This is a genomic window from Pseudomonas sp., from assembly GCF_049653025.1.
Lineage (GTDB): Bacteria > Pseudomonadota > Gammaproteobacteria > Pseudomonadales > Pseudomonadaceae > Aquipseudomonas.
The window spans coordinates 96,643-119,824 of record NZ_JBASFM010000017.1 but is presented as its reverse complement, the minus strand read 5'-3'; the positions used below and the strand labels follow the sequence as shown (position 1 = coordinate 119,824).

General features: G+C 60.9%; 19 protein-coding genes. 12 read left to right on the top strand and 7 right to left on the bottom strand.

The window, feature by feature from the left end; all coding sequences use genetic code 11:
* Positions 1–115 precede the first annotated feature (115 nt).
* Positions 116–2,620, bottom strand: coding sequence for an ABC transporter permease (locus WBK23_RS14525; protein ID WP_424484643.1), 2,505 nt, complete (start codon positions 2,618–2,620; stop codon positions 116–118).
* Positions 2,620–3,303: an ABC transporter ATP-binding protein gene (locus WBK23_RS14520; RefSeq protein ID WP_424484642.1), complete on the bottom strand. Its 684-nt coding sequence runs from the start codon at positions 3,301–3,303 to the stop codon at positions 2,620–2,622. Before WBK23_RS14520 ends, WBK23_RS14525 begins: the two co-directional genes overlap by 1 nt.
* Positions 3,304–3,313: 10 nt before the next feature.
* On the opposite strand from WBK23_RS14520, the gene WBK23_RS14515 reads away from it, so the two are divergent.
* The 3 genes from WBK23_RS14515 to WBK23_RS14505 all read left to right on the top strand — a co-directional run bounded on the left by WBK23_RS14515 (position 3,314) and on the right by WBK23_RS14505 (position 5,287).
* Positions 3,314–3,919: an arylesterase gene (locus WBK23_RS14515; RefSeq protein ID WP_424484641.1), complete on the top strand. Its 606-nt coding sequence runs from the start codon at positions 3,314–3,316 to the stop codon at positions 3,917–3,919.
* A 58-nt stretch (positions 3,920–3,977) separates the two neighbouring features.
* Positions 3,978–4,259 (top strand): hypothetical protein, encoded by a 282-nt coding sequence (locus tag WBK23_RS14510; RefSeq protein WP_424484640.1) that lies wholly within the window; start codon positions 3,978–3,980, stop codon positions 4,257–4,259.
* A gap of 74 nt (positions 4,260–4,333) precedes the next feature.
* Complete coding sequence (locus tag WBK23_RS14505; RefSeq protein WP_424484639.1) at positions 4,334–5,287, top strand: L,D-transpeptidase family protein; 954 nt, start codon at positions 4,334–4,336, stop codon at positions 5,285–5,287.
* Positions 5,288–5,502: 215 nt separating this feature from the next.
* On the opposite strand, the gene oprI is transcribed toward WBK23_RS14505, so the two are convergent.
* Positions 5,503–5,754 carry an outer membrane lipoprotei OprI gene (gene oprI / locus WBK23_RS14500; protein ID WP_257779487.1) on the bottom strand — a complete coding sequence of 84 codons (252 nt, stop codon included), beginning with the start codon at positions 5,752–5,754 and terminating at the stop codon, positions 5,503–5,505.
* Between the two features lie 587 nt (positions 5,755–6,341).
* Here oprI and WBK23_RS14495 point away from each other — a divergent pair.
* On the top strand, positions 6,342–6,623 hold the full coding sequence (locus WBK23_RS14495; protein ID WP_424484638.1) for a GNAT family N-acetyltransferase: 282 nt from the start codon (positions 6,342–6,344) through the stop codon (positions 6,621–6,623).
* Between the two features lie 64 nt (positions 6,624–6,687).
* Here WBK23_RS14495 and WBK23_RS14490 read toward each other — a convergent pair whose 3' ends face one another.
* Positions 6,688–7,422, bottom strand: coding sequence for a phosphoadenylyl-sulfate reductase (locus WBK23_RS14490; RefSeq protein ID WP_424484637.1), 735 nt, complete (start codon positions 7,420–7,422; stop codon positions 6,688–6,690).
* A gap of 188 nt (positions 7,423–7,610) precedes the next feature.
* Here WBK23_RS14490 and thrH point away from each other — a divergent pair, with 188 nt between their 5' ends.
* Complete coding sequence (thrH, locus tag WBK23_RS14485; protein WP_424484636.1) at positions 7,611–8,228, top strand: bifunctional phosphoserine phosphatase/homoserine phosphotransferase ThrH; 618 nt, start codon at positions 7,611–7,613, stop codon at positions 8,226–8,228.
* An 86-nt stretch (positions 8,229–8,314) separates the two neighbouring features.
* Here the strand turns inward: thrH and pabB are convergent, their stop codons facing one another.
* Positions 8,315–9,664 carry an aminodeoxychorismate synthase component I gene (pabB, locus tag WBK23_RS14480; RefSeq protein WP_424484635.1) on the bottom strand — a complete coding sequence of 450 codons (1,350 nt, stop codon included), beginning with the start codon at positions 9,662–9,664 and terminating at the stop codon, positions 8,315–8,317.
* A gap of 162 nt (positions 9,665–9,826) precedes the next feature.
* Between pabB and WBK23_RS14475 the strand changes: the two genes are divergently transcribed.
* From WBK23_RS14475 to WBK23_RS14445, 7 genes are all read left to right on the top strand, one after another.
* Positions 9,827–12,541 carry a LuxR C-terminal-related transcriptional regulator gene (locus WBK23_RS14475; protein ID WP_424484634.1) on the top strand — a complete coding sequence of 905 codons (2,715 nt, stop codon included), beginning with the start codon at positions 9,827–9,829 and terminating at the stop codon, positions 12,539–12,541.
* Complete coding sequence (locus WBK23_RS14470; RefSeq protein ID WP_424484633.1) at positions 12,538–15,261, top strand: LuxR C-terminal-related transcriptional regulator; 2,724 nt, start codon at positions 12,538–12,540, stop codon at positions 15,259–15,261. Before WBK23_RS14475 ends, WBK23_RS14470 begins: the two co-directional genes overlap by 4 nt.
* 243 nt (positions 15,262–15,504) lie before the next feature.
* Positions 15,505–15,939: a DUF6160 family protein gene (locus WBK23_RS14465; RefSeq protein ID WP_424484632.1), complete on the top strand. Its 435-nt coding sequence runs from the start codon at positions 15,505–15,507 to the stop codon at positions 15,937–15,939.
* 88 nt (positions 15,940–16,027) lie between these two features.
* Positions 16,028–16,789, top strand: coding sequence for a C39 family peptidase (locus WBK23_RS14460; RefSeq protein WP_424484631.1), 762 nt, complete (start codon positions 16,028–16,030; stop codon positions 16,787–16,789).
* Between the two features lie 36 nt (positions 16,790–16,825).
* A complete protein-coding gene (locus WBK23_RS14455; protein WP_424484630.1) occupies positions 16,826–17,830 on the top strand; it encodes a transporter in 1,005 nt (334 codons plus the stop codon).
* A gap of 17 nt (positions 17,831–17,847) precedes the next feature.
* Positions 17,848–19,440 carry an outer membrane protein transport protein gene (locus tag WBK23_RS14450; protein WP_424484629.1) on the top strand — a complete coding sequence of 531 codons (1,593 nt, stop codon included), beginning with the start codon at positions 17,848–17,850 and terminating at the stop codon, positions 19,438–19,440.
* A 9-nt stretch (positions 19,441–19,449) separates the two neighbouring features.
* Positions 19,450–20,598: a MalM family protein gene (locus WBK23_RS14445; RefSeq protein WP_424484628.1), complete on the top strand. Its 1,149-nt coding sequence runs from the start codon at positions 19,450–19,452 to the stop codon at positions 20,596–20,598.
* Positions 20,599–20,661: 63 nt separating this feature from the next.
* Here WBK23_RS14445 and WBK23_RS14440 read toward each other — a convergent pair whose 3' ends face one another.
* Together WBK23_RS14440 and WBK23_RS14435 are read right to left on the bottom strand one after the other, a co-directional pair.
* On the bottom strand, positions 20,662–21,648 hold the full coding sequence (locus tag WBK23_RS14440) for an alpha-L-glutamate ligase-like protein (protein ID WP_424484627.1): 987 nt from the start codon (positions 21,646–21,648) through the stop codon (positions 20,662–20,664).
* 4 nt (positions 21,649–21,652) lie between these two features.
* The gene (locus WBK23_RS14435; protein WP_424484626.1) at positions 21,653–23,179 is read right to left on the bottom strand and encodes an inactive transglutaminase family protein; all 1,527 of its coding nucleotides are present in this window, start codon (positions 23,177–23,179) and stop codon (positions 21,653–21,655) included.
* Between the last annotated feature and the right edge of the window lie 3 nt (positions 23,180–23,182).

The window sequence follows — 23,182 nt, the reverse complement described above, 5'->3', positions numbered from 1 at the left end:
TGCTCATGTACAAAAGTACACTCCGCTTCCTCGCCTGTTTTCGCCTTGCCGGGCTCTAGCTCGCAAGACATTAAACAGGCTCTTAGACGGCTGAGAAAAGTGGTGCGCGAGTCTATCAGCCCTCGCGCAACACCGTCAGCGGGCTGATATTCAAGGCGCGGCGGGTGCCTAGAACGCCAGCCGTGCCTACCAGAAGCGCGCCGATCAAGGGCAGTAACAGCAACCAGGGATGGGGCTGCCAGCTCAGGTCGAAGGCAAAGCGGTAGAGCAGGAAGCTGATCAGCTCGCAGCCCAAGGCCGCCAGTAAGCCGCTGGCCGCGCCAAGCAGGCCGAACTCGGTGCTGCGTGCCTTGAGCAGCAGGCGACGTTCGGCACCCAGGGCGCGTAGCAGGGCACCTTGGCGGATGCGTTCATCCAGCGTGGCTTGCAGCCCAGCGAACAGCACCGCCATGCCGGCGGCCAGGACGAACAGCAGCACGAATTCGATGGCCAGGGTGACCTGGGCGAGGATGCTGCGCAGCTGCGCCAGCAGCGCTTCGACCTGCAGCAAGGTGACCGCCGGGAATGCGCGCGACAGCTCGACCAGTTGCCGTTCGTGCTGCGGCGGCAGGTAGAAGCTGGTCAGGTAGGTGACCGGCAGGTCCTGCAGGGTGCCGGGCTCAAAGATCATATAGAAGTTGGGCTGGAAGTTGTTCCAGTCGACTTCGCGCAGGCTGCTGACCACGGCGTCGCGGTTGAGGCCGCCGACGCTGAAGCTCAGGCGGTCGCCGACTTGCAGTTGCAGGCTTTCGGCCAGTTCCGACTCCACCGATACGCCCGGCAGTTCGGTAGCTGCGGATGCGTCCCACCAGCTGCCGGCGATTATCTGGTTGTCCGCCGGCAACTCGGCGGCCCAGGTCAGGCTCAGGTCGCGGCGAATCGCCCGTTCACCCTGGGACTCCTTGCTGACGATCTGCCGCACCGGTTCGCCGTTGATCATCACCAGCCGTCCAGGCACCACCGGGAACAACGGTGCGGGGCGTGGCGACAGCGCGTTCAGACGAGCGCTGAAGGCATCCTTGTCGGCCGGCAGGATATTCAGCGCAAAGTGATTGGGTGCCTGCTCGGGCAGTTGATCCTGCCAGGTGTCGAGCAGCTCGCCGCGCAGCAGGGCAATCAGCGCCATGGCCAGGATGATCAGGCCAAACGCCAGCGATTGTCCGGCAGCGGCCAGTGGATGACGCAGCAGTTGGCCCAGGCCGAGCCGCCAGGGCAGTGAAGCGCCGGCCAGCAACCGGCGTAGGCTTTGCAAGCCGAGCAGCAGCAGGCCGCCCAGCAGCACGGCGGTAACCAGGCCGCCACCGAGCAGGGCGAAGGTCAGCTGCAGGTCGAGGCTCAAGCGCCACATGATCAGGCCGAGTGCCAGCAAGGCTGCGCCATACACCAGCCAGGAGCTGGCCGGCACCGGCAGCAGGTCGCGGCGCAGCACTCGCAGTGGTGGCACGCGGCCGAGTGCGGCCAGCGGTGGTAAGGCAAATCCTGCCAGGGCGACCAAGCCTGTGGCCATCCCCGCCAAGGCCGGCCACAGGCTGCCGGAGGGAATCTGCGCGGGCAGCAGGTTCTGCAATAGGTTGAACAGTGCCAGTTGGGCAAGCCAGCCCAGCAGCGCGCCAATCAGGCTGGCCGTGATGCCCAGTAATGCCAGTTGCAGGCTGAACAGGCCCAGCGCCTGGTTGCGCGACAGGCCCAGGCAACGCAGCAGGGCACTGGCATCGAAGCGCCTGGCAGCAAAGCGTGCGGCCGACAGCGCCACGGCCACCCCGGCCAGTAGTACGGCGGCCAGACTGGCCAGGTTGAGATAGCGCTCGGCGCGGCCGAGGGCGCTGCCGACCTGGCGATTGCCATCCTTGGCATCTTCCAGGCGCTGATTGGCTTGCAGCGTGGGTTCGATGGTCTTGCGGTAGTCGGCCAGCATCGCACTGGGGCCGCGCCACAATTCTTGATAGCGCACGCGGCTGCCGGGCTGCACCACGCCGGTGGCGGGTAAATCATCCAAGTGCATCAGCAGGTGCGGCGTCAGGCTGTAGAAATCGCCGGCTTCATCGGGCAGAAACGTCAGCACGCGGGTCAAACGTAGGGTTTTTGCGCCGATCTCGACGCTGTCGCCAGGCTTGAGATTTAGGGCGACAAACAGGCGCGCTTCGGCCCAGGCTTCGCCTGGTTGCGGCCCGGGACCGGTGTGTTCGACGTCATACAGCGCGGCGGCGCTCTTCAATTCGCCGCGCAGTGGATAGGCGCTGTCCGCTGCCTTGACGCTGGCTAGTTGGATGCCGGCCTCGCTGGCCACCACGCTGGAGAATTCCACCAGCTGCGCGTGTTCCAGCCCTAACTGTTTGCCCGTGTCGATCTGTTCCGGGGTGTTGGCCGAGCTGCTGCTCAGGCGCAGGTCGGCGGCGAGAAACTCGGTGGCACGCAGCAGCATGCCGTCGTTCAGGCGTGCGCTGAAATAACCGATGGCGGTACTGGCCGCTACCGCGATCAGCAGGGCGAAAAACAGCACACGCAGCTCGCCGGCGCGGGCGTCGCGCAACAATTGGCGGCTGGCCAGCGACAGCAGGCGGTTAAACGGCAGAGGGTTCATCAGGGTTCCACATGGTCGACCAGATGGCCGCCTTCCAGGCGGATCAGGCGTTGGCAGCGATGGGCCAGGCGCTCGTCGTGGGTGACCAGTACCAGGGTCGCGCCGCGCTCCTTGTTCAGCTCGAACAGCAGGTCGCTGATGCGTTCGCCGGTATGGCTGTCGAGGTTGCCGGTGGGTTCGTCGGCAAACAGCACCGCCGGTTCCGCGACAAAGGCGCGGGCAATGGCTACGCGTTGCTGTTCACCGCCCGACAGTTGCCGTGGGTAGTGGGTCAGGCGTTGGCCCAGGCCGACGCGTTCGAGCAGGGCGCGGGCGCGCTGGCGAGCGTCGGCATGACCTTCGAGTTCCAGCGGCAGCATGACGTTTTCCAGGGCGTTCAAACTGTCGAGCAGCTGGAAGGACTGGAAGACAAAGCCGACATGTTCGGCGCGCACGCGAGCGCGCTGGTCTTCATCGAGGCTGCCCAGATCATTGGCCGCCAGCACCACGCTGCCGCTGCTGGGCAGGTCGAGGCCGGCGAGCAGGCCGAGCAGGGTGGATTTGCCCGAGCCGGAGCTGCCGACAATCGCCAGGCTATCGCCCGAGGCAAGCTCCAGCGACAGGTCATGGAGTATGGTTAGCTCGCCTTCCGTGCTGGGCACCACTTTGCTAAGGTTTCGCGCGGTGAGAATGCTTGAGCTCATGGAGAATCCAATGCGTAAGTGGTTGATCGGTACTGCCCTGAGCCTGCTGCTGTGGGGGCCGGCGGCGTTTGCGGGTACCGTACTGGTCGTCGGCGATAGTATCAGCGCGGCTTTTGGCCTGGATACCCGCCAGGGTTGGGTCAGCTTGCTGGAAAAACGCCTCTCCGAGCAGGGTTTCGCGTACCAGGTGGTGAATGCTTCGATCAGTGGCGACACCAGCGCAGGCGGTGCCGCACGGCTGCCGGCGCTGCTTGCCGAGCATCAGCCGAGCCTGGTGATTATCGAGCTGGGCGGCAACGATGGGCTGCGTGGCCAGCCTCCTGCGCAATTGCAACAAAACCTTGCGGCCATGGTGCAGGCGTCGCAGCAAAAGGGGGCCAAGGTGCTGATCCTGGGTATGCAGCTGCCGCCGAATTACGGCGTGCGTTACACCACGGCGTTCGCTGAGGTGTTTCCCAAGGTGGCCAAAGAGCATGGCGCCGCTCTGGTGCCTTTCATGCTGGAAGGCGTAGGTGGTGTGCCTGCGCTGATGCAGAACGATGGCATTCACCCCACTGCCGAAGCGCAGCCCAGGCTGCTGGATAACCTCTGGCCGACCCTGCAACCTTTGCTCTGACAGGCTTTTCTGCGCAGTGCCTTTCGGCTAATGTGGCGACCCCGCACTGGAGCCCTCAATGCCGCGTCCTGCTTGGTCCTTGCATGCCTACCAACTGATCGAACCTGACGAGCAGCTTGATCTGTTCGCCTGTCGAGAAGTGCGTGTGCATTTGCTGGCGCGTCAGCTGGAGTTGGGCGGCTTTGCCGACCGCACGCTGTGCGGAGGCTTGCTGCCGGCGCAGCCGGTGTGGCGTGACCTGGATAAAGCGATGCTGCGTGACAAGCGCCTGTGTCTGGCCTGCCGAGCGACATTCGATGCCGAACGACGCGGCGAGCGCCCGTCGTTGTTGGCGCGCTGAGGCCTCCCAGGCCTTGCTCAACCGGTGTACAATCGCCGCTTACATTTACCAGCCTTTTCGTCAGGAATTCCCGGATGTTGCCGCGTGCTATTGCCGTCACCCGTTGCCTGTCTCTCGCCAGCCTGTTCGCTGTAGCGTCTGCCAATGCCATTGAACTGCCTTTGCCGCCGCCCGGCGAAGACATCGTGGGCCAGGTGCAGGTGGTCAAGGCCAAGTATGAAGATACCTTTGCCGACCTTGGTGTGGCCAATGACCTGGGTTATCTGGAAATGGTCGTGGCCAACCCGGGTGTTGACCCTTGGCTGCCGGGCGAAGGCAACGAGATCATCCTGCCGACGCGCTACATCCTGCCGCCAGGCCCGCGCGAGGGCATCGTGATCAATCTCGCCGAATACCGGCTGTATTACTACCCGAAAGGGCGCAACGTGGTTTACACCTACCCGCTGGGTATTGGCCGCGAGGGCTGGAGTTCGCCGGTTGCCAATGCGCGTATCACGGCCAAGGTACCGAACCCGGGCTGGTCGCCGCCCAAGTCGATCCGTGAAGAACATGCCGCCGATGGCGATCCGCTGCCGAGCTACGTGCCGCCAGGCCCCGACAACCCGCTGGGTCCTTACAAGATGGGTCTTTCGGTGCCGGGCTACCTGATTCATGGTTCGAACAAGAAGTTCGGTATCGGCATGCGCGTCAGCCATGGCTGCTTCCGCATGCTTAACCATAACGTGCTGAAGCTGGCCTCGATGGTGTCTGTGGGCACGTCGGTGCGCATCGTCAATGAGCCGTACAAGTTCGGTCGCAGTGGCGGCAAGATCTACCTTGAGGCGCATGCGCCCCTGGATGACACTGGCGACGCCTCGGTCGTGGATAAACACACAGCAGTGATCAATGCGCTGTTGAAGAACGACGAGTTCGCCGGTCTGCGCTTGGACTGGGAAATGCTGCGTGAAGTGGTGGCCGCCGAAGACGGTTTGCCGGTTGAAATCGCCCAGCCTGATCAGGCCGTGGTCGCGACAGAGCCAGCTATCTGATAGCTGCTGAGTTTAAAGAGCCCGTTATGCGTAGCGCTGACGGGTTTTTTATTGCCTGCCATCTCTGGCGGTCACCCTTCGGGCCGTCGCTGCGCGACGTTAAAAATTGTTCCAGACAATTGTTTATTGCCTGTTGATTGCGCGAGTGGCTTTTCGCTGGCAATAAAAAAGCCGACCCAGAAACTGGGTCGGCTTGTCATAGCCTTGAGGGGCTATTACTTACGGCTAGCTTTTTCCAGCATACGCAGAGCGCGCTCGTTGGCTTCGTCAGCAGTTTGCTGAGCCTTCTGAGCAGCGGCCAGAGCGTCATCAGCCTTACGGTAGGCTTCGTCGGCACGGGCTTGAGCGCGAGCAGCTGCATCTTCAGTTGCAGTCAGACGAGCTTCAGTTTCTTTGGACATGCTGCTGCAACCGGTAGCCAGAACTGCGGCCAATGCCAGAGCAGAGAATTTCAGAACGTTGTTCATCGTGTTCCCCTTAAGGTGGAGTTTTTTCCATAAAAGCAATTTCCTGATGGTAGGAAATTAGCCGGCGTACATACTACCTGTAACTTGTAGTAAGTAAACGGAACCTAAGCAAGTGGTGCAGGTTTTTTTCTGCTGAGTGAGACCTTTAACCGTAATCAAAGAGAAATTGGTTAAAAAACAAGCAGCTCGAGCAGTTTTGGCAGTTTGTTGCGCAGTCTTAGTTGTTATGTGCGAGTGCAGTCAGCGCTGAAAAATGGGTTGTTATGGGTATCTGCCTGATCCAAGTTGGCGATTGTTTAAGCCAGGCAAAAGACATACTCGCAGAGTGGTATGTCAGTTTGTCGCACCAATGAAGTTCGCCCGGGTTACTCGTCGAGAGCATTGCACGATGTGCGGCACGCAGAACAGGCTGTGACCAGGCGCAGTATTGCGGTGTTGAACCTGCGCTAAGTTATTGATTCGCGTGACCGCGGCGGTTTTGGCCTGATAAGCTCAGGAGATATTGCCTATAACTACAGGTGCGGCATGCCGTAACCCGGATGCCATGCTGGCAAGTGCGGGTTGCCAGGGTTAACAGAGGAATTGCGATGAGCGAGGCGTTGTCCATTCACCATGACCTGTCGGGTCATCAATTCGAGACCACAGTGGAGGGTGATCGGGCGTACCTGGCGTATATGGATCTGGGTAAGCAGACTCTGGATATCTATCGCACCTTTGTCCCCAACGCGCTGCGCGGGCGTGGCATCGCCGCAGCCTTGACCGAGCATGCCCTGCAGTATGCCGAGCGCCTGGGTTATACGGTGATCCCTTCGTGCTCCTATGTAGAGCGCTATATGCTGCGCCGCCAGCGTCAGGTCGATAAAGGCTGAACGCCCGCCAGAAAACAAAAAAGGCCAGTCATTCACGTGACTGGCCTTTTTTATGCTGCCTGGATCAGTTCTTGGCGATCAGGTTGCCGGCGTGCAGTCCGCATTCCTTCTGGGTGGCTTCTTCCCACCACCAGCGGCCTTCGCGCTCATGCTGGTTGGGCAGTACGGGGCGGGTGCAAGGCTCGCAGCCGATGCTGATAAAGCCGCGTTCATGCAGGCTGTTGTAGGGCAGTTCTAGCATGCGGATGTAGGCCCACACCTCTTCGCTGCTCATCTGTGCCAGCGGGTTGAACTTGTACAGGGTGTTGTCCGCGGTGGAGAAGGCTGCGTCGAGCTCCACCACGGCAACCTGGCTGCGTGTCCCCGGGCTCTGATCGCGGCGTTGGCCGGTGGCCCAGGCCTTGACCGTCGACAGTTTGCGCCGCAGCGACGCGGTCTTGCGGATGCCGCAGCACTCGCTGTGGCCGTCCTTGTAGAAGCTGAACAGGCCCTTGTCCTTGACGAACGGCTCGAGCACGGCGGCGTCGGGGCTGAGGATGTCGATGCTGATCTTGTAGTGCTCGCGGACCTGATCGATAAAGCGATAAGTCTCCGGGTGCAGGCGACCGGTATCCAGGCTGAACACCTTGACGTTCTTGTTGAGTTTCCAGGCCATGTCCACCAGCACCACGTCTTCTGCGCCGCTGAAAGACACCCACAGCTCATCGCCAAAGTGCTCGAAGGCGAGCTTGAGAATGTCCTGAGGCGACTTATTGGCATAGCTGGCTGCCAGTTCGGCTGCGTCGAAGGGGTGGCTCATCGGGCTGAATTCCTAGTTATGGTGACGTCAGGCGTCTTGTGTGGCGATGGTAGCAAAAGCAGCTTATACAGCTAAATAACCAAGTGCCGCAGTAGACCTTTGTTTTGGGTATAAAGAGTGCGTTGCGCAGCCTGGGGCGAGTCGCTAGAGTGCCGCCTTCTTTGATAAATCCAAGCTAGGAGTGTCCTGTGGAAATCGCGTGTCTCGACCTGGAAGGCGTGTTGGTCCCGGAAATCTGGATCGCCTTCGCGGAAAAAACTGGCATCGAAGCGCTGAAAGCGACCACCCGAGATATTCCGGACTACGACGTGCTGATGAAGCAGCGTCTGCGCATCCTCGACGAGCACGGCCTGAAACTGGCCGACATCCAGGAAGTGATTGCCACCCTCAAGCCGCTGGACGGCGCGGTGGAGTTTGTTAACTGGCTGCGCGAGCGTTTCCAGGTCGTCATTCTTTCGGACACCTTCTACGAGTTCTCCCAGCCGCTGATGCGTCAGTTGGGCTTCCCGGCGCTGCTGTGCCACAAGCTGATCACCGATGAGACTGATCGCGTAGTGGGCTACCAGCTGCGCCAGAAAGACCCTAAACGCCAGTCGGTGATCGCCTTCAAGAGCCTGTACTACCGCGTAATTGCCGCCGGCGATTCGTACAACGACACCACCATGCTCAGCGAAGCCCATGCAGGCATCCTGTTCCATGCGCCGGAAAACGTGATCCGTGAGTTTCCGCAGTTCCCAGCCGTGCACACCTTTGAAGAGCTCAAGCGTGAGTTCCTCAAGGCGTCCAATCGCGAGCTGAGTCTGTAATCAGCCCGTTGTAAAAAAGCCCGCTTACGCGGGCTTTTTTGTGGCCTGCCATCCATGGCGGCCAGCCTTCGTGTCTGCCGTTTAGGTCAGTCGCAGAGCTGCTCCAGGGTGTCGAGCAGCACCCTGACCTTGGTGATCGACTCCTGGTATTCGGCTTGCCAGTCGGAGTCGGCGACGATGCCGCCGCCGCCCCAGCAATTGAGTTGCCCGTCCTTGGCCAGCAGGCTGCGGATGGCGATCGAGCTGTCCATTTCCCCGCGTACGTCCAGATACAGCAACGAGCCGCAATAGAGGGCGCGGCGGGTCGGCTCCAGTTCGTCGATGATCTGCATGGCGCGGATCTTCGGTGCGCCGGTGATCGAGCCGCCGGGGAAGCTGCCGGCGATCAGGTCCAGGGCATCCTTGTCGGCCGCCAGCTCGCCGGTGACCGCGCTGACTAGGTGGTGCACGTTGGGGTAGCTCTCCAGGGCGAACAGTTCCGGCACGCGCACCGAGCCAATTTTGCAGCTGCGGCCGAGGTCATTGCGCAGCAGGTCGACGATCATCAGGTTTTCCGCACGGTCCTTCTGGCTGCCGAGCAGGGCGTCGGCCTGCGCCTGGTCTTGCTGCGGGTCGGTATGTCGCGGCCGGGTGCCCTTGATCGGTCGGGTTTCCACTTGGCCCTGGCTGATACGCAGAAAGCGCTCCGGCGACAGGCTGATGATGGCTCCACCGCCTGCCAGCGCCTGGTAGCCGGAAAACGGTGTGGGGCAGGCCGCGCGTAGCGCTTGGTAGGCCGTCCAGGCTGAACCCTGGTAGGGCGCACAAAAACGCTGGGCAAAGTTCACCTGATAGCAGTCGCCGGCCTGGATATAACCCTGGATGCGGGCAAACGCGCGCTGGTAGTCCTGGGCGCTGATGTCGGAGTGGAAGCGCCCCAGCAGCTTGAAGGGCTGTTCGGCAGGTGCTGTGGGGGCGGCGAACAGTTCGCTCAGGCGTTGCCGTTCGGCCTCACTGAGGCTTGGGTGAAATACCAGCTGGCTGACTTGCCGCTGGTGGTCGCTGATCAGCGCCCAGGCATAAACCCCGAAGCGCGCGTCAGGCAGGTCAAGGTCGTCTATGGCCTGGGCGGGCAGTTGTTCGAGGCGGCGGCCGAAGTCGTAACTCAGATAGCCAATCAGGCCGCCGACGAACGGGAGCGGATTATCGGCCGGTGCGTCGGCCTGGCCAAGAGTACAGAGGCTCTGGCGCAGGCGTTGCAGGAAAGCGTTGGCCGTTTCGTCAGGCGTCGGTGCCAGCTCTGCCAATGGCCAGGCGCTAATAAGGTCATAGCGTCCACGCTGCGCGCTCGGGCGCCCGGCATCCAGCAGGACTGCGCCTGGGGCATGCATGACGGCACTGAAGTAGCTGGAAGGGTCTGCTCGGTAGGGCAGAGCCTGTACAAGGCAAGTAGGCATGTGACACTTTCGAGGTCGCGGATGCCGATTGTAGAACGTCGCCAACATTCATCCTAGAGCTTGCGCATGGGTTTACTCGGGATGCTACAGCTCATTAGTATGGACAGGTCCCCGGATGTGCTACGTAACTCATAAAACAATAATTAATACGGGATCAAGGCCATGGATGAAGTTATAGATCCTGCTGCGGGCAGCCTTTTGCGCTCCAAGTTGATGCCGCCTCAGGCCTCTGCCGATTACCTGATCCGGCCGCAGTTGGAGTCGGCGCTGTCAGCCAATCCCCATGCACGGGTGCTGCTGTTGGCCGCGCCCGCCGGCTTTGGCAAAACCAGTGCGCTGGTGGCGCTGGCCAATGCCCGCGAGCAGAGTGGCCACGCGGTGGCGTGGTTGTCGCTCGGCCCCGGCGACGATGAGCCGTCGCGTTTTCTCCTGCAATTGATCGAAGCGCTGTCCGGCCTGTTGCCGGAGTTCGGCAGCGAGGCGCTGGCCTACCTGCAGAACACCATGCGCGTGCCGGTTTCCGCCGTGATGGAAAGCCTGCTGGTTGACCTGGCGCAGCTGGATACGCCGCTGCTGCTGGTGCTCGATGATCTGCACCTGATCCAGGATGGCGAGCTGATCAGCGCGCTCAACCGCCTGATCAAGTTCGCTCCCGAAGGCTTTACCCTGGCTATCGGTAGCCGCTCGCAACCGGCCTTGAACCTGGCCACCCTGCGCGCCAAGGGCCTGCTGATCGAGATCGGTGAGCAGGAGCTGCGCCTGAGCAAGGCGGAAACCCGCGATTACCTGACCCGCTGCGGGCTGCAGCTGGATGCCGTGGCGTTCAGCGCGCTGTACAGCCAGACCGAAGGCTGGATGGTCGGCGTGCACCTGGCCAGCCTCTGGCTACGGCATCAGCCGCAGGCTGCCGCGCAGATCACCGATATGGGCACCGACCAAGCGGCTGTTGGCGCGTACCTGCTGCGCAGCGTGTTCGAGCAGTTGCCGGCCGACAAGCAGGAACTGCTACTGGCCCTGGGCGTCGCCCAGCAATTGAGCGGCGATCTGGCCAACGCCCTGACCGGGCGTCAGGATGGTCAGCACCTGCTCGAAGAGCTGGAAGCCATGCAGCTGTTCCTCCTGCCGCTGGACCGCGAGCGCCAGTGGTATCGCTTCCACAACCTGTTCGCCGAATTCCTCCGTGGTCGTCTCAAGGAGCGCGACCCCGAGCGCTTCAAGCAGCTGCATTTCAATGCCAGCCTGTGGTTTACCAACCACCATATGCAGAACCTGGCGATCGAGCACGCCTGCTTGGCCGAAGACCCTGAGATGCTTGCGGCGCTGGTCGATGGCTGCGGCCTGGAACTGATCAACCGCGGCCAGCTGCACAGCATCTACAAGTGGCGTCAGCACGTCCCGGATGAAATTGCCGAGCGTTTTCCGGTGCTGGTTCTGGCCGATGTCTGGACCCGCGCTGCCGAACTGGGGCTGGTGGAAGCCAACCGCATGCTTGATGAGTTGCTCGAGCGCTGGGGCGAAGCCAAGGCCAATGGCCCGCTGAGCGACAAGCTGCTGGCCACTCTGGCAATCAAGGCGGTCATCGCCTTGCAGAAGGATGATCTGCAAACCTGCATCGCCCTGGCGCGCCGGGTCGAGGTGCAACTGGGTCAGCACACCGCATTCCTTGAAGTGGCAATGCTGATTGTCGGCGCGCTGGCCAATGTCATGATCGGTCAGCCGGACCACGCCAAACGCCTGCTGGCACTGGCGCAGCAGCGCAACCACTTCCTCGAAGGCCGCTACCTGGATATGCAGCTGGCCAATGTCGAGGTGCTGCTCAGCCTGGAGCAGGGGCAGATCCGCCAGGCGGAATTGCTCTTCGCCCAGTTGCGCGCCCGGGTTATTCCCTGGTTTGCCGACAAGTCCCGCGCCCTTGCGCTGCCCACCATCACCGAGGCGCTGATTGCCTATAACCAGGGCCGCCTGGAAGGCATCGAAGAGCGTCTGCGCTGGGCGCTGGCCACGGTCGATGTGATCAATCCGATCGACCTGTATGCCCAGGGCATGCTGTGCATGGCTCATGTGCAGCGCATGCAGGACAACCCGAAAGAGGCCTACGCCAGCCTAGTGCTGATGCAGAACCTGGCGGCGCGCAACCAGTCCTGGCGCTTCTATGCCCAGGCGGTGGCCGATGAAGTGGTGCAGATTCTTCAGGAGCCGGCGGCGGATCGCCTCAAACGCGCCGAGCAACGGTTGAAAACCGTCGACTGGAACAAGCTCGCCGAGCACTACCAGCACATGCGCTTCAACCCGGTGCTGTGGGTACGCGGCCTGACCCGTATTCGCCTGCAGCAGGCGCGTGGTCATTACAGCGAGGCGCTGCATGAGATCACGCAGCTGCGCGGCATGTTGCTGGACAACTGGCATGGCTTGCAGCGCCTGCGCCTGGATCTGCTGGCGGCGCTCAGCTACCAGCGCCTGGGTTACCAAGAGCGCGCGCAGAGCCTGTTGGTGCAATGCCTGATCGGCGCCGAACGCGAAGGCGTGCGCAGCCTGTTTGTCGAGGAAGGCGAGGCCATTCGTTTGCTGCTGCAACAGCTGGAAGCCGCCGAGCGTCAACCGGCCTTGCAGGGTTTTATTCGCGGTTTGCTGGCCATCTGGCCGGGTAGTCACGCGCGGCAATCGCTGGAAGTGCTTGAGGAAGGCTTGACCGAGCGCGAGCGCGAGGTGGTCTGCCTGGCGGCGCAGGGCATGTCGAATGATGAGATTGGCCAGCAGTTGTCGCTGGCCCTAGGTACGGTCAAATGGCACCTGCACAACATTTACGAAAAGCTCAAGGTGCGTAATCGCACGCAAGCCATCCGTCGCGCCCGTGAACTGAGTCTCCTCGAACTATGAACAGCCAAACTCTGCCTCGTCCGCGTCGCTTGCCGTTACTGCGTACCAAACTGTTCCCCGCCGAATCTGCCGGGCGGCCTTTGCTCGCGCGTTCTGCGCTGCTCGATCGGCTGTTCAGCGCCCGTCAGCAGCGCCTGATTCTGCTGAGCGCGCCGGCCGGCTTCGGTAAAAGCACGGTGCTCAGCCAGTTTCGCCTGCGCTTGCTCGAATCGGGTGCGCGGGTGGCCTGGCTGTCCTGCGATGAGGCCGACAGCGAGCCGCAGCGCCTGCTGCATTACCTGATTGCGGCGATCGATGCGCAGTTACCGGGCTTTGGCGAACACACCGCGCGCCTGTTGCGCGACGATTTGAGCCTACCCAATGAAGTGCTGCTGGATTCCTTTATCGGTGATTTGAAGAAGGTTCAGGGCGATCTGTACCTGATCTTCGATGACTTCCACCGGGTACGGCATGTCGATCTCGGGCCGCTGGTCAGTTACTTCGTCAAACAGGTACCGGCCAATGTGCGGATGATCGGCAGCACGCGCTTCCAGCCGCGCTTTCTCGATGAGCAGCCGACCAGTGCCTCATGGGCCCTGTGGGTCAAGGCGGAAGAGCTGCGCCTGACCCGTAGCGAAACCGCCGCCTATTTCCATGAACTGAAACAGTTGGACTTGAGCGCGGCGGAGCTGGACCTGCTGCATGGTCGCACCGAAGGCTGGATCACTGCCTTGCACCTGGTGGCCCTGGCGTTGGCGCGTCACCCCGAGCGCAGTGCGTTCCTGGCTGGTTTGTCCGGCACCGAGCGCAATATTGCCGATTACCTGGCCGAGGACGTGCTCGACCATTTGCCGCCGGAGCAGCAGTTTTTCCTCGACCAGACCTCGGTGCTGGATGAGTTCAATGCCGAGTTGTGCAACGCCCTGACCGGGCGCAGCGATGGCGCGCAGATGCTGCAACGCCTGCAAGCGGCGCAGCTGTTTATCATCGCCCTGGATGAGCAGGGCGAGTGGTTCCGCTATCACCACCTGTTTGCCGAGTTCCTGCAAAGCCGCTTGAGTCGCTCGGGTGATCCGACCCACTTGCTGCATGCCGCCGCACGCTGGTGTGAAAGCCATGAGCTGACCGACAAATCGGTCAAATACGCCTTGCGTGCCCGCGACTACGGTTTTGCCGCCGAGCTGCTGGAGCGCCAGGGGGCCAACCTGATTGCCGGCAATCAGGTGTACGGCATTCTGGCGATCCTCAAGGATGTGCCTGCCGAGGTGATTCGCGAACACCCGGTGTTCCAGATATTCTATGCCTGGCAACTGGCCTTCGAGCAGAAGTACGCCGAGGCCGAAGCGCTGATCGAGGAAGTCAGCACGCGCCTGATGCAGGGGCGTGGCAAGCCGATGCACTTCGGCCTGGCGGTGTTGCTGGCGGTGGCCCAGGTGCTCAAGGCGCTGGTGCTGTTGTATCAGGACAAGCTGGAAGCAGCGCTGAAGGTGGCGCGTCACTGGCTGGCCCTGGTGCCGGACAACCAGCCGATTTTCCGCGCGAGCATGTCCTGCATTCAGGCGGCAGCCTACGCGTTGCTCGGCGAGTTCGGCGATGCGGCCAAGTCGATTGCGGTGGCGCGCGACAACCTGGAGCAGGCCGACAGTGAATATTTGCATGCGGTGGTCAGCCTGATCGAGGCGCTGATCTGCAAGGAGATGGGCCAGCCGGAGCGCGGCCGCGCGCTGGCAGAAAGTGCGCGAGCACGGGTCGAACAGGTGTTTGGCCGTCGTAGCCGAGTCGGTGGTCCGCTGGCGCTGGCCTATGCCGACCTGCTGTATGAGCAGGATCGGCACGCGGCGATTCTTGCGGAGTTGCCACTGGCGACCACCTGGCGTGATGTGGCAACGCCGATCGAGTTGATCAGCCGCGGCAAACTGGTTATGGCCAAGGCGCGCTTCTTTGCCGGCGAAGGTGAATCTGCCCTGGCCGAGTTGGATGAATGGCTAGGCGGTCTGCATGGCCCGGGTTATGAGCGGGTTTATGCCCTGGGCATGAGCTGCAAGGTGCAGTTTCTGCTCTGGTTGCGTCGGCCCAATGAAGCCGAACGCACCTGTTTGCAGTTGCAGCGCCATCTGGCCGTGCTGCAGCCGGGGCGCTATGCCGATGCGGAGACTGTACTGGTACTGTCCGAGGCGCGCCTGGCGTTGACCGAACGGCGTGCCGACAAGGCGCAAACCGCGCTGGAAGCCTGCCTGGCCAAACAGACGGCCGATCACCAGCGCGACCGGCGTTTGCGTCTGGCCTTGTTACTTTCTGTGGCGTATTGGCGCAAAGGTAACAGCGACAAGGCTTTTGCCCTGTTCAAGGCGACGCTGGAAGACGCCTGGGCCAGCGGTTATCGGCGCATCTTTCTCGACGATGCGTTGTGGCTGCTACCGCTCTGGGACGCCTGGCACAACGCCGAAGCCAAGCGGGCCGGAGCCTGGCAAGGGCTGGCCGAGCAGTTGCGTGAGCAGTGCCGCCGGCTGTCCATCGATTTAGAAACTTTCGATGAAAATCAAGATGTTAGCCATCGCGAGCGAGAGATTTTGCGCTTCGTGGCGGCCGGCTTGTCCAACCGCGATATTGCTCAGGCGGTGCATCTGTCCGAAGCCACGATCAAATGGCACCTGCATAACCTGTTCGCCAAGCTGGGTGTGCGCAGCCGTACGCAGGCGGTATTGAAGGGCAAGAGTCTGGGGTTGTTAAGCGAGGCCTGAGCTTCATGGGCTGAGAGACAGGCTGTTGGCGCTCCATCCCTTGGATGGGCTGGCAGCCAGGGCAGGCACCAGTAGTTTTAGCGTCAGGACGAGAAGCATGCCGCTTCACGATTCCAAGCCTGACGCGACTAGGGAAGCAGTGTCAGACCTGGTGAGCGATGCAAGTCGCTGTAGCTGAGATGGACAGGAGTCCAGAACAGCCTGCCGGGGACAACCCATTAGTGAACTGTGGAGACAATAACAATGAAAACTCTTAAGCAACTGGCTCTGGCCGCCGCTGTTCTGGCTGTTCCTTTTATGGCTCAGGCTGAACTCAAGGCCATGGACGACACTGCTCTGGCCACCGTAACCGGTCAGGACGGCATCAGCATCTCCGGTAGCTTCAACGGCACCATCGGCAGCCTGGTTTACACCGACGGTGACACCGGCGGCGGTTCCCTGCGCATGGAAACCGTTTCCTTCACTGGCTTCAACATCTCCGACACCGCTCCGGTCAAAGTCGACGTAGTCGAAAACGCCAGCGGTACCGAGCAGCTGCAAATCAGCCTGCCGACCATCACCGGTCAGCTGAGCGTTGGCGCAATCAAAATTGGCGACGCCAGTGCTGCCAGCATCGGCTCCCTGGCCGTCAACGACATGAACATGGCCGGCACCACGATCAAGGTCTGGGGCCACTAAGTTCGCTTAGTCGTTGCGTGTGTCGAAAAGTCTTACCGGTTTCGGCTGGTAGGACTTTTCTCTTGATGGGCAGGAGTGCGGTTGGTCAATGATCGAGATTTTGCTGGGCAGCCTGATCGGCGTGTGGGGCTTTACCGAGGCGGTGGATACCAAGCCGCCGGCACCGGGCACCGTGCACATTAATCAGCAGTCGCTGCCGAACGGCCCGTTGCGCGAGACCGTGACGCTTGAACCGATGAACCAGTTGCAGTTTCGCAATGTGATTCGTCAGGCCTATGACTACAGCTGTGGCTCGGCGGCCTTGACCTCACTGCTGGACTATTTTCTCGGCCGCAATCTGCAGGAGCGCCAGGTCATGGAGGGGCTGCTGAAGTTTGGCGAGGCCGACAAGATCGTCGAGCGCCGCGGTTTCTCGCTGCTCGACATGAAGCGTTTTGTCACGGCCATTGGCTACAAAAGCGGCGGTTTTCGCGCGGCGTTCGCCGACCTCGATGCGCTTGAGCATCCGGCAATTGTTCCCATCGAATATGCCGGCTTCAAGCATTTCGTGGTGGTGCGCGATGTCTACAACGACCACGTGTTCGTGGCCGATCCCGCGCTTGGCAACATCAGTTTCACCCGTACGCGCTTCGAGGAAATCTGGGATCAGAACGTGCTTTTCGTGATTTTCCCGAACGGCAATGAACCACCGAATGCCCTTGCCTTGAGCGAGCAGGACTTGCGCATCATCGATGATCGCACCGTCAGCTTGCTGGCATTTCGTGAGTTCCCACAAATCACCAAGTTCACCGAGAACCAGGCCACAGAGCTGGGGTCCGGTGGCGATATTCGGTATATCCGACGCAAGTAAACGCCCGGCATAACAATAAAATTTGGGGGCTGCGCCATGAGAGTTTTGCATTATGTATGGCTGGCCATGCTGGCAGGGGCTGCCAGTTCAACGGTTTGCGCCGATCCGGCTTCGGTCGATCAGGCCCGTGAGGCATTGAGCAAGCAGGAAGACGACGCCGACAGTGCCAAGGCGCTGGAGGAAGTGTTCCAGGCGGCGGAAAAAAGCTACACCCTGCTGAAAAAGGGTGAGCGGACCCTGACCTATGGCGTCGATTACGCCTTGGTGCGCGACACGGTTATCGAAACCGTACGCACCGGCAACAACATCCTCAGCGTGGTCGGGCAGAGTGAGGCGCAGCACACCTTCACCAACTCGTTTACCTTCGATTACGGCGTGTGGGACAACCTGACGTTCAGCGTGCGCCTGCCGATGGTGGCCAAGTACGACACCGAGCGTGATATGGATGCCTACAGCCTGGGCGATATCTCCGCCAGCCTGCGTTGGCAGCCATGGACATCCTTGCGCGGCAAGCCGGTCACCACCCTTTACGCGACCCTTGGTTTGCCGACGGGCAACAGCCCTTATGACATCAATGCGCAGAGTGATCTGTCGACCGGCAGCGGTTACTACAGCCTGGGCGTGGGGGCCAACCTGTCATATGTGATCGACCCGGTCGTGCTCTTCGGCTCAGTCGGTTACACCTACAACCAGCCGATTACTGGCATCAGCCAGGTGCGTGGCGGGCGGTTGCTTGAGGATGTCGATCCAGGCTCTTCATTCTCCCTGAGCATGGGCTTTGCCTATGCCCTGTCGTATGACGTGTCGCTGGCGACCTCCTACCAGATGTCGCACACCCTGAAGCCGACGTTCGGTTTTGCCGACGGCGATATTGAAGGTCGCGGCCAGACCAGCGCGGTGATGAACTTCTCGCTGGGCTTGCGCACCTCGCCGGAACGCATCGTCAACGTCAATGCCGGGTTCGGTATGACCGAGGATTCGCCGGATGTGTTGTTGGGCATCTCCATGCCTTTGGATATCAAAGGCCTGAAGGCCCAATAAGCGCGAGCGAAACTCCTATGAACATGCGAATTTCGCTGCTCAGGCAGGCGATTTTTTGGGCCGGCTTGCTTGTCGCAGGCTTGGCCCAGGCTCAGCTGGCGCAGAACCTGACCATTGGCAGCCCCAAGGCCATGGCCTTGGGTAACGCGGTGACCGCCGACTTTACCGGCATCGACGCGGTGCATTACAACCCGGCGGCGCTGAGCAAGCTCAAGGGCCGGCAGACCACGGTCAAGTTCATCACCGGGATGATGGACATTCGCGCCGACTTCGATGCGCCAGAAGGTTATGGCAGCAGCTTTTTGGGGCTGGACGATGACCCGATCGCCAACTCCTCCAGTCGCGCCAGCTCGGCCATGATGTATTTGCCCGGAGTCGGCGGAGCCACCGAACTGCCCATGCTGTTTGCACCGCTGGCCGGGTTGTCGATCACTCCGCCGGGCTCCAAGCTGACGTTCGCCACCAATATGTACACCCCGCAGGCGCTCGGCTTTGCTCGCGAGGACGATGATCCGGGGCGCTATCAGGGCAAGGAGTTGGTGCTCCAGCGCCTGACCTATTTTTCGCCCTCGCTGGCCTACCAGGTCAACGACGAGTTGTCGCTGGGCCTGTCGGTCGGCTTCTCGCACCAGGCCATGGCGCTGAACCAGGACTTCCGTGCGCCAGGGATTCTCACCGGGTTTGTTGGCGTGGCGCAGGATGCCTTGTGCCTGGTCGACAACAACCCATTTGAGATATTTCTGAATATCTGCGGTGGCGAGCTGGGGCCTTTTACCGATATCGCCAATATCGACATCGATATGCAGCAGACCCTTTCGCCGACCTGGAACGTCGGTTTCCTCTGGGAACCGCGTGACTGGTTCGCCCTGGGCATGGTTTACCAGAGCGAGGCGAAGATGCGCCTGAAAGGACAGTACGTGGTGGATTACTCCGAGAATTGGCAAGGCTTCTGGCAGGGCCTGGACAGCTCGTTTATCGGCGCGGTGTTCAACACCCTGACACCGGACGGTTTGTTCGATGAAGAGCAGGGCAACGTATCGATGGACATGACCTACCCGGCGCACTTTGCCACGGGCATCAAGTTCAAGCCGCATGAGCGCTGGCAGATCAACCTGGATGTGAAATGGACCGACTATGCGGCCTGGGACAAGTTCGAGCTGGAGTTCGATCGTCAGCTGGACATCCTGACCATCGCCAGCCTGTTCTCGCCGGAGAACGCCACCTCGACCAGCATCATCCTCGACCGTGGTTATGAGTCGGTGTGGAGCTGGGCGGTGGGGGTTGAGTATCAGGTCAATGACCGTCTGAGCCTGCGCATGGGTTATGAGCCACGGCCTTCGGCGATTCCCGGAAACAAGGCGGATGTACTGGCCCCGCTGGGCGATGCGAAACTCTATGGTCTGGGCATGGGCTATCAGTGGGACAAGGAAACGGTGATCGATCTGGGCTTCAACTACCTGGTCAGCAAGCAGGACATTCCGGCGCGTTCCAGTTGCAACATCAACTGCTCATCCATCGACAGCATGGTGTACAACCCCTATGCCGATCTTGATGTGAAAACCAGCGTCAAAGCCTATGTGTTGGCGCTGACTTACCGCACTACTTTCTAGGTTCTGCTTATGCGCGTTCTGTTGCTGTTGGGATTGACGCTAATGGTCGCGCAGGTGAATGCGAGCGGCCGCTACCTGACTTGGGTGGATGACCAGGGCCGGGTGCATAACACCTTTGTCGACGCCAGTTATGCCAAGCACCAGCGCCTTGCAGTGGGCAATATCAGCCGCAGCGATCAAGCCCGCCTCAAGGACGGTGAGGTGTCAGGGTGGCCGGGCAGTCAGGCTAGCATTGAAAGCAAGCGCCGCTACTTCACCTGGGTGGATGCCAGCGGCAACTTGCAGAACAGTTTCTATGCCGGTCAGCAGATGCAGGCCGGTGGTAATGAAGTGCTGCTGGGCACCGGCGAGCGTTCCAGCGCCTATATCGATTCGGATGTGCTCGAAGGCCGCGAGTTCTCCCGCGACGAGGAGAATGGCCGTTACTTCACCTGGGTCGATGAGCAGGGGCGCATGCGCAACTCCAAGGTGCCTGCCAAGGGTGCCAAGGCACCGCAGCAGCCGGATCCGAATATCCGATTTACCCAGGGCCGGGAAGTCGAGTTTGATGCCGCGCCGCAAGCGCTGCCGGGCCTGGACGGCCAGCCGAATGCGGCCATGCAGGCCTTGCTCGCCGGTACCGAGAGCGCCGGGGCAGGGCGCTACCAGGAGTTGGTCGAGCGTTGCTGCGGGCAATTGAGCGAGGATGCCTTTACCCCGTTGAGCGCCGATGAACCACGCTATGAGGAGCTCAACCGGTTTTCGTCCAGCCTGGATTTTCCCATGGGCAAGAGTTATTACGCCGCGCTGAAGTTACCGCGCTCGCAGCATAACTTTGGTTTGCGCATTCGCAGTTTCGCCAACAAACAGGTCGCTTATCCGTCGCTGCTTTTTCTCGATGAAGCCAAGCGGCCGACCCGTTTGGTCAGTGATGCGGTGTACCAGCTGCATGCGGAAACCTGGTACCGCTATGCCTTTATCGAAGGCACCGTGCCGGTCAAGGCGGCCACCGGTGAGCATTACGTGCTGCTGCTGACCACCGACGAGGACCGCAGCCTGAAAACCCTGGATAACAAGCCGTTCAAGCGTCCGCTGCAGGCTCTGGACGTCGACGAAGCGGGCATGCAAGCACATGCGCACAGCGATGAAGGGGCTTTTGAATTGGCGATTGTGCGTTAGTGGGTTGAACAGGCAGCCATAAAAAAGCCCGGACTTATCCGGGCTTTTTTATGGTGCGGTCGGTCAGATCTGCGCAATCGACACGTGGCCAAACAGCTCCTGCGAGAAGCGCACGCGCTCTTCGGGCGTTTCCACTATGCCTTTCTTAGCCAGCTCGGCCAGGCGTGCTTCGACAGCGTGGGCACGGTGAGTCAGGCCGCAGTCGTTGGCGATCTGGATATTCAGGCCCGGGCGGGCGTTGAGTTCGAGAATCAACGGGCCCTTGTCCTGATCCAGGACCATGTCCACACCGATATAGCCCAGGCCGCAGAGCTCATAGCAGCCGGCCGCCAGCTTCATAAAGCCATCCCAGTTCGGCAGTTGCACGCCATCCACCGCGTTGGTGGTGTCCGGGTGTTTGCTGATCTTGTTGTTCAGCCAGGTGCCGCGCAGGGTTACGCCAGTCGCCAGGTCCACGCCCACACCGATTGCGCCTTGGTGCAGGTTGGCTTTGCCACCGGATTGGCGGGTGGGCAGCCGCAGCATGGCCATCACTGGATAACCCATCAGCACGATGATGCGGATGTCCGGCACGCCTTCGTAGCTGATGCTTTTGAAGATCTGGTCCGGAGTCACCCGGTACTCGATCAGCGCACGGTCGCGGTGGCCGCCCAAGGAGTAGAGGCCGGTGAGGATGCTGGATATCTGATGCTCGATCTCCTCATGGCTGATGATCTTGCCCGAGACGGTCTTGTACTTCTCCTCGAAGCGATCGGCTATCACCAGGATGCCGTCGCCGCCCGCGCCTTGCGCGGGCTTGACCACGAAATCCGGGCGATCCCCGATGATTGCACGCAGGTTATCGATGCCTTTTTCGGTATCGATGATGCCGTACATTTCTGGCACATCAATGCCCGCTTCGATGGCGCGCATCTTGGTGATGATCTTGTCATCGACGATCGGGTACAGGTGCCGTTTGTTGTACTTCAGCACGTAGTCCGCGTTACGCCGATTGATGCCCATGATGCCTTTGGCTTCAAGGGCTTTCCACGTCTTGATCAGACCGAACATGGCATTAGTCCTTGAGGAAGGCTTTGAAGCGGAACAGTTCGGTCAGGCGGTAGCCACGATAGCGACCCATCGCCAGCATGAAGCCCACCAGCACCATCAGGATGGCTGGGAAGGTGAAAACGAAGTAGTTCAGTTCCGGCACGCTCATCAGCAGGTGCGCCAGGGTTGCGGCGAACAGGGTGCCGATGGCGACCTTGAAGGCATGGCCACCGCCGCGCTCTTCCCAGGTGATCGACAGGCGTTCGATGGTCATGGTCAGAATCACCATCGGAAACAGTGCTACCGACAGGCCGCGTTCCAGGCCCAGCTTGTGGCTGAACAGGCTGATCACCGCGATCAGTACCACAACGAAGGTCAGTACCACCGATAGCCTTGGCAACATCTGTAGCTTCAGGTGCTCGAGGTAGGAGCGTAGCGACAGGCCGAGCGCGGTAATCACGGTAAACAGGACGATGCCGAAGCCCAACTGGGTTTCGCGGAAGGCCAGGGCGATCAGTACCGGGGTAAAGGTACCCAGCGTCTGCAGGCCGCCGAGGTTGCGCAGAATCAGGATCACCAACACGCCGATCGGGATCATCACCATGATCATAAAGGTCTGCTGGGTCTGCAGTGGCAGGCCGTACAGGGTGTATTCGAGGAAGTCGGCGTCGGTGTTTTCGTCGGTCAGCTTGGCCAGGCGAATAGCGTTCATTTCGCTGTTGTCCAGGCTGAAGCTGACTTGCGCCTGCTTGCCGCCTTCCAGGCTGACCAGGCTGCCATCGCCGATCCACCAGACCAGGCGGTCGCCAGGCAAGCCTTGCTCACCGGTTTCCGGGCTGAAGTACAGCCAGTTTTCACCGTTGAAGCTGCGCAGCCACAGTTCCGGGCTCTGCTGAATATCGGCCGCCAGGCGAATGGTGTGCACGCGCTCCATCGGTACGTGGGCGATGGACAGCAGCAGTTCGATGACCTTGGCTTTATTCGGCGTTGAGGCATCGCCGCCCAGCAACAGCTTGACGTTGTCGTCATTGACGTTGTTGACGCGCTTGATGGTCTCGCTGATAAAGGTTTCGACGTCCGCCGAGTGCTGGCGAATCGGCGCAAGCAGGGCTTCGGCGGCAATCTTCTCGGCCCCTTCAACCGGGATGCTGTCGCGGAAGATCGGGCCTTTGGCCTTGGCCTGCTCACCGCTGTAACGCTTGGTCAGCACCAAACGGTAGTACAGGGTCTGCTTGCCACTGGCGCGCCGTGCGGACCAGGTGACTTTGCGGTTGCCGTCGGCGCGGTTGATGCTCACGCCGTAGTTGTTCGAGATAAAGCTCTCGTTGAGGCTGACGTAATCCTGGGCCAGGGGCGGCACAAACATCTGCAGCTTTACTGGCTCGCGCGGGCTGGCCTGGAACTCGACTTTGGCGTCGATGTTCCACAGGTCGTCAGTCTCATCTTCGGTCACCGGAATGCCGAGGATAAAGATCTGATAGGCCGTGATCAGAACGCCCAGACTCACCAAGAGTATGACCAGGACTTTCAGATGAAGGGTAAGAGAGCGCATGGG

Bases quoted from the DNA above. Each gene is read 5' to 3' on its own strand.
- WBK23_RS14525 (WP_424484643.1), bottom strand. From the start codon at position 2,620: ATGAACCCTCTGCCGTTTAACCGCCTGCTGTCGCTGGCCAGCCGCCAA.
- WBK23_RS14465 (WP_424484632.1), top strand. From the start codon at position 15,505: ATGAAAACTCTTAAGCAACTGGCTCTGGCCGCCGCTGTTCTGGCTGTT.
- oprI (WP_257779487.1), bottom strand. From the start codon at position 5,754: ATGAACAACGTTCTGAAATTCTCTGCTCTGGCATTGGCCGCAGTTCTG.
- WBK23_RS14495 (WP_424484638.1), top strand. From the start codon at position 6,342: ATGAGCGAGGCGTTGTCCATTCACCATGACCTGTCGGGTCATCAATTC.
- WBK23_RS14505 (WP_424484639.1), top strand. From the start codon at position 4,334: ATGTTGCCGCGTGCTATTGCCGTCACCCGTTGCCTGTCTCTCGCCAGC.
- WBK23_RS14455 (WP_424484630.1), top strand. From the start codon at position 16,826: ATGAGAGTTTTGCATTATGTATGGCTGGCCATGCTGGCAGGGGCTGCC.
- WBK23_RS14520 (WP_424484642.1), bottom strand. From the start codon at position 3,303: ATGAGCTCAAGCATTCTCACCGCGCGAAACCTTAGCAAAGTGGTGCCC.
- WBK23_RS14440 (WP_424484627.1), bottom strand. From the start codon at position 21,648: ATGTTCGGTCTGATCAAGACGTGGAAAGCCCTTGAAGCCAAAGGCATC.
- WBK23_RS14515 (WP_424484641.1), top strand. From the start codon at position 3,314: ATGCGTAAGTGGTTGATCGGTACTGCCCTGAGCCTGCTGCTGTGGGGG.
- pabB (WP_424484635.1), bottom strand. From the start codon at position 9,664: ATGCCTACTTGCCTTGTACAGGCTCTGCCCTACCGAGCAGACCCTTCC.
- WBK23_RS14470 (WP_424484633.1), top strand. From the start codon at position 12,538: ATGAACAGCCAAACTCTGCCTCGTCCGCGTCGCTTGCCGTTACTGCGT.
- WBK23_RS14460 (WP_424484631.1), top strand. From the start codon at position 16,028: ATGATCGAGATTTTGCTGGGCAGCCTGATCGGCGTGTGGGGCTTTACC.
- WBK23_RS14445 (WP_424484628.1), top strand. From the start codon at position 19,450: ATGCGCGTTCTGTTGCTGTTGGGATTGACGCTAATGGTCGCGCAGGTG.
- WBK23_RS14475 (WP_424484634.1), top strand. From the start codon at position 9,827: ATGGATGAAGTTATAGATCCTGCTGCGGGCAGCCTTTTGCGCTCCAAG.
- WBK23_RS14490 (WP_424484637.1), bottom strand. From the start codon at position 7,422: ATGAGCCACCCCTTCGACGCAGCCGAACTGGCAGCCAGCTATGCCAAT.
- WBK23_RS14435 (WP_424484626.1), bottom strand. From the start codon at position 23,179: ATGCGCTCTCTTACCCTTCATCTGAAAGTCCTGGTCATACTCTTGGTG.
- WBK23_RS14450 (WP_424484629.1), top strand. From the start codon at position 17,848: ATGAACATGCGAATTTCGCTGCTCAGGCAGGCGATTTTTTGGGCCGGC.
- WBK23_RS14510 (WP_424484640.1), top strand. From the start codon at position 3,978: ATGCCGCGTCCTGCTTGGTCCTTGCATGCCTACCAACTGATCGAACCT.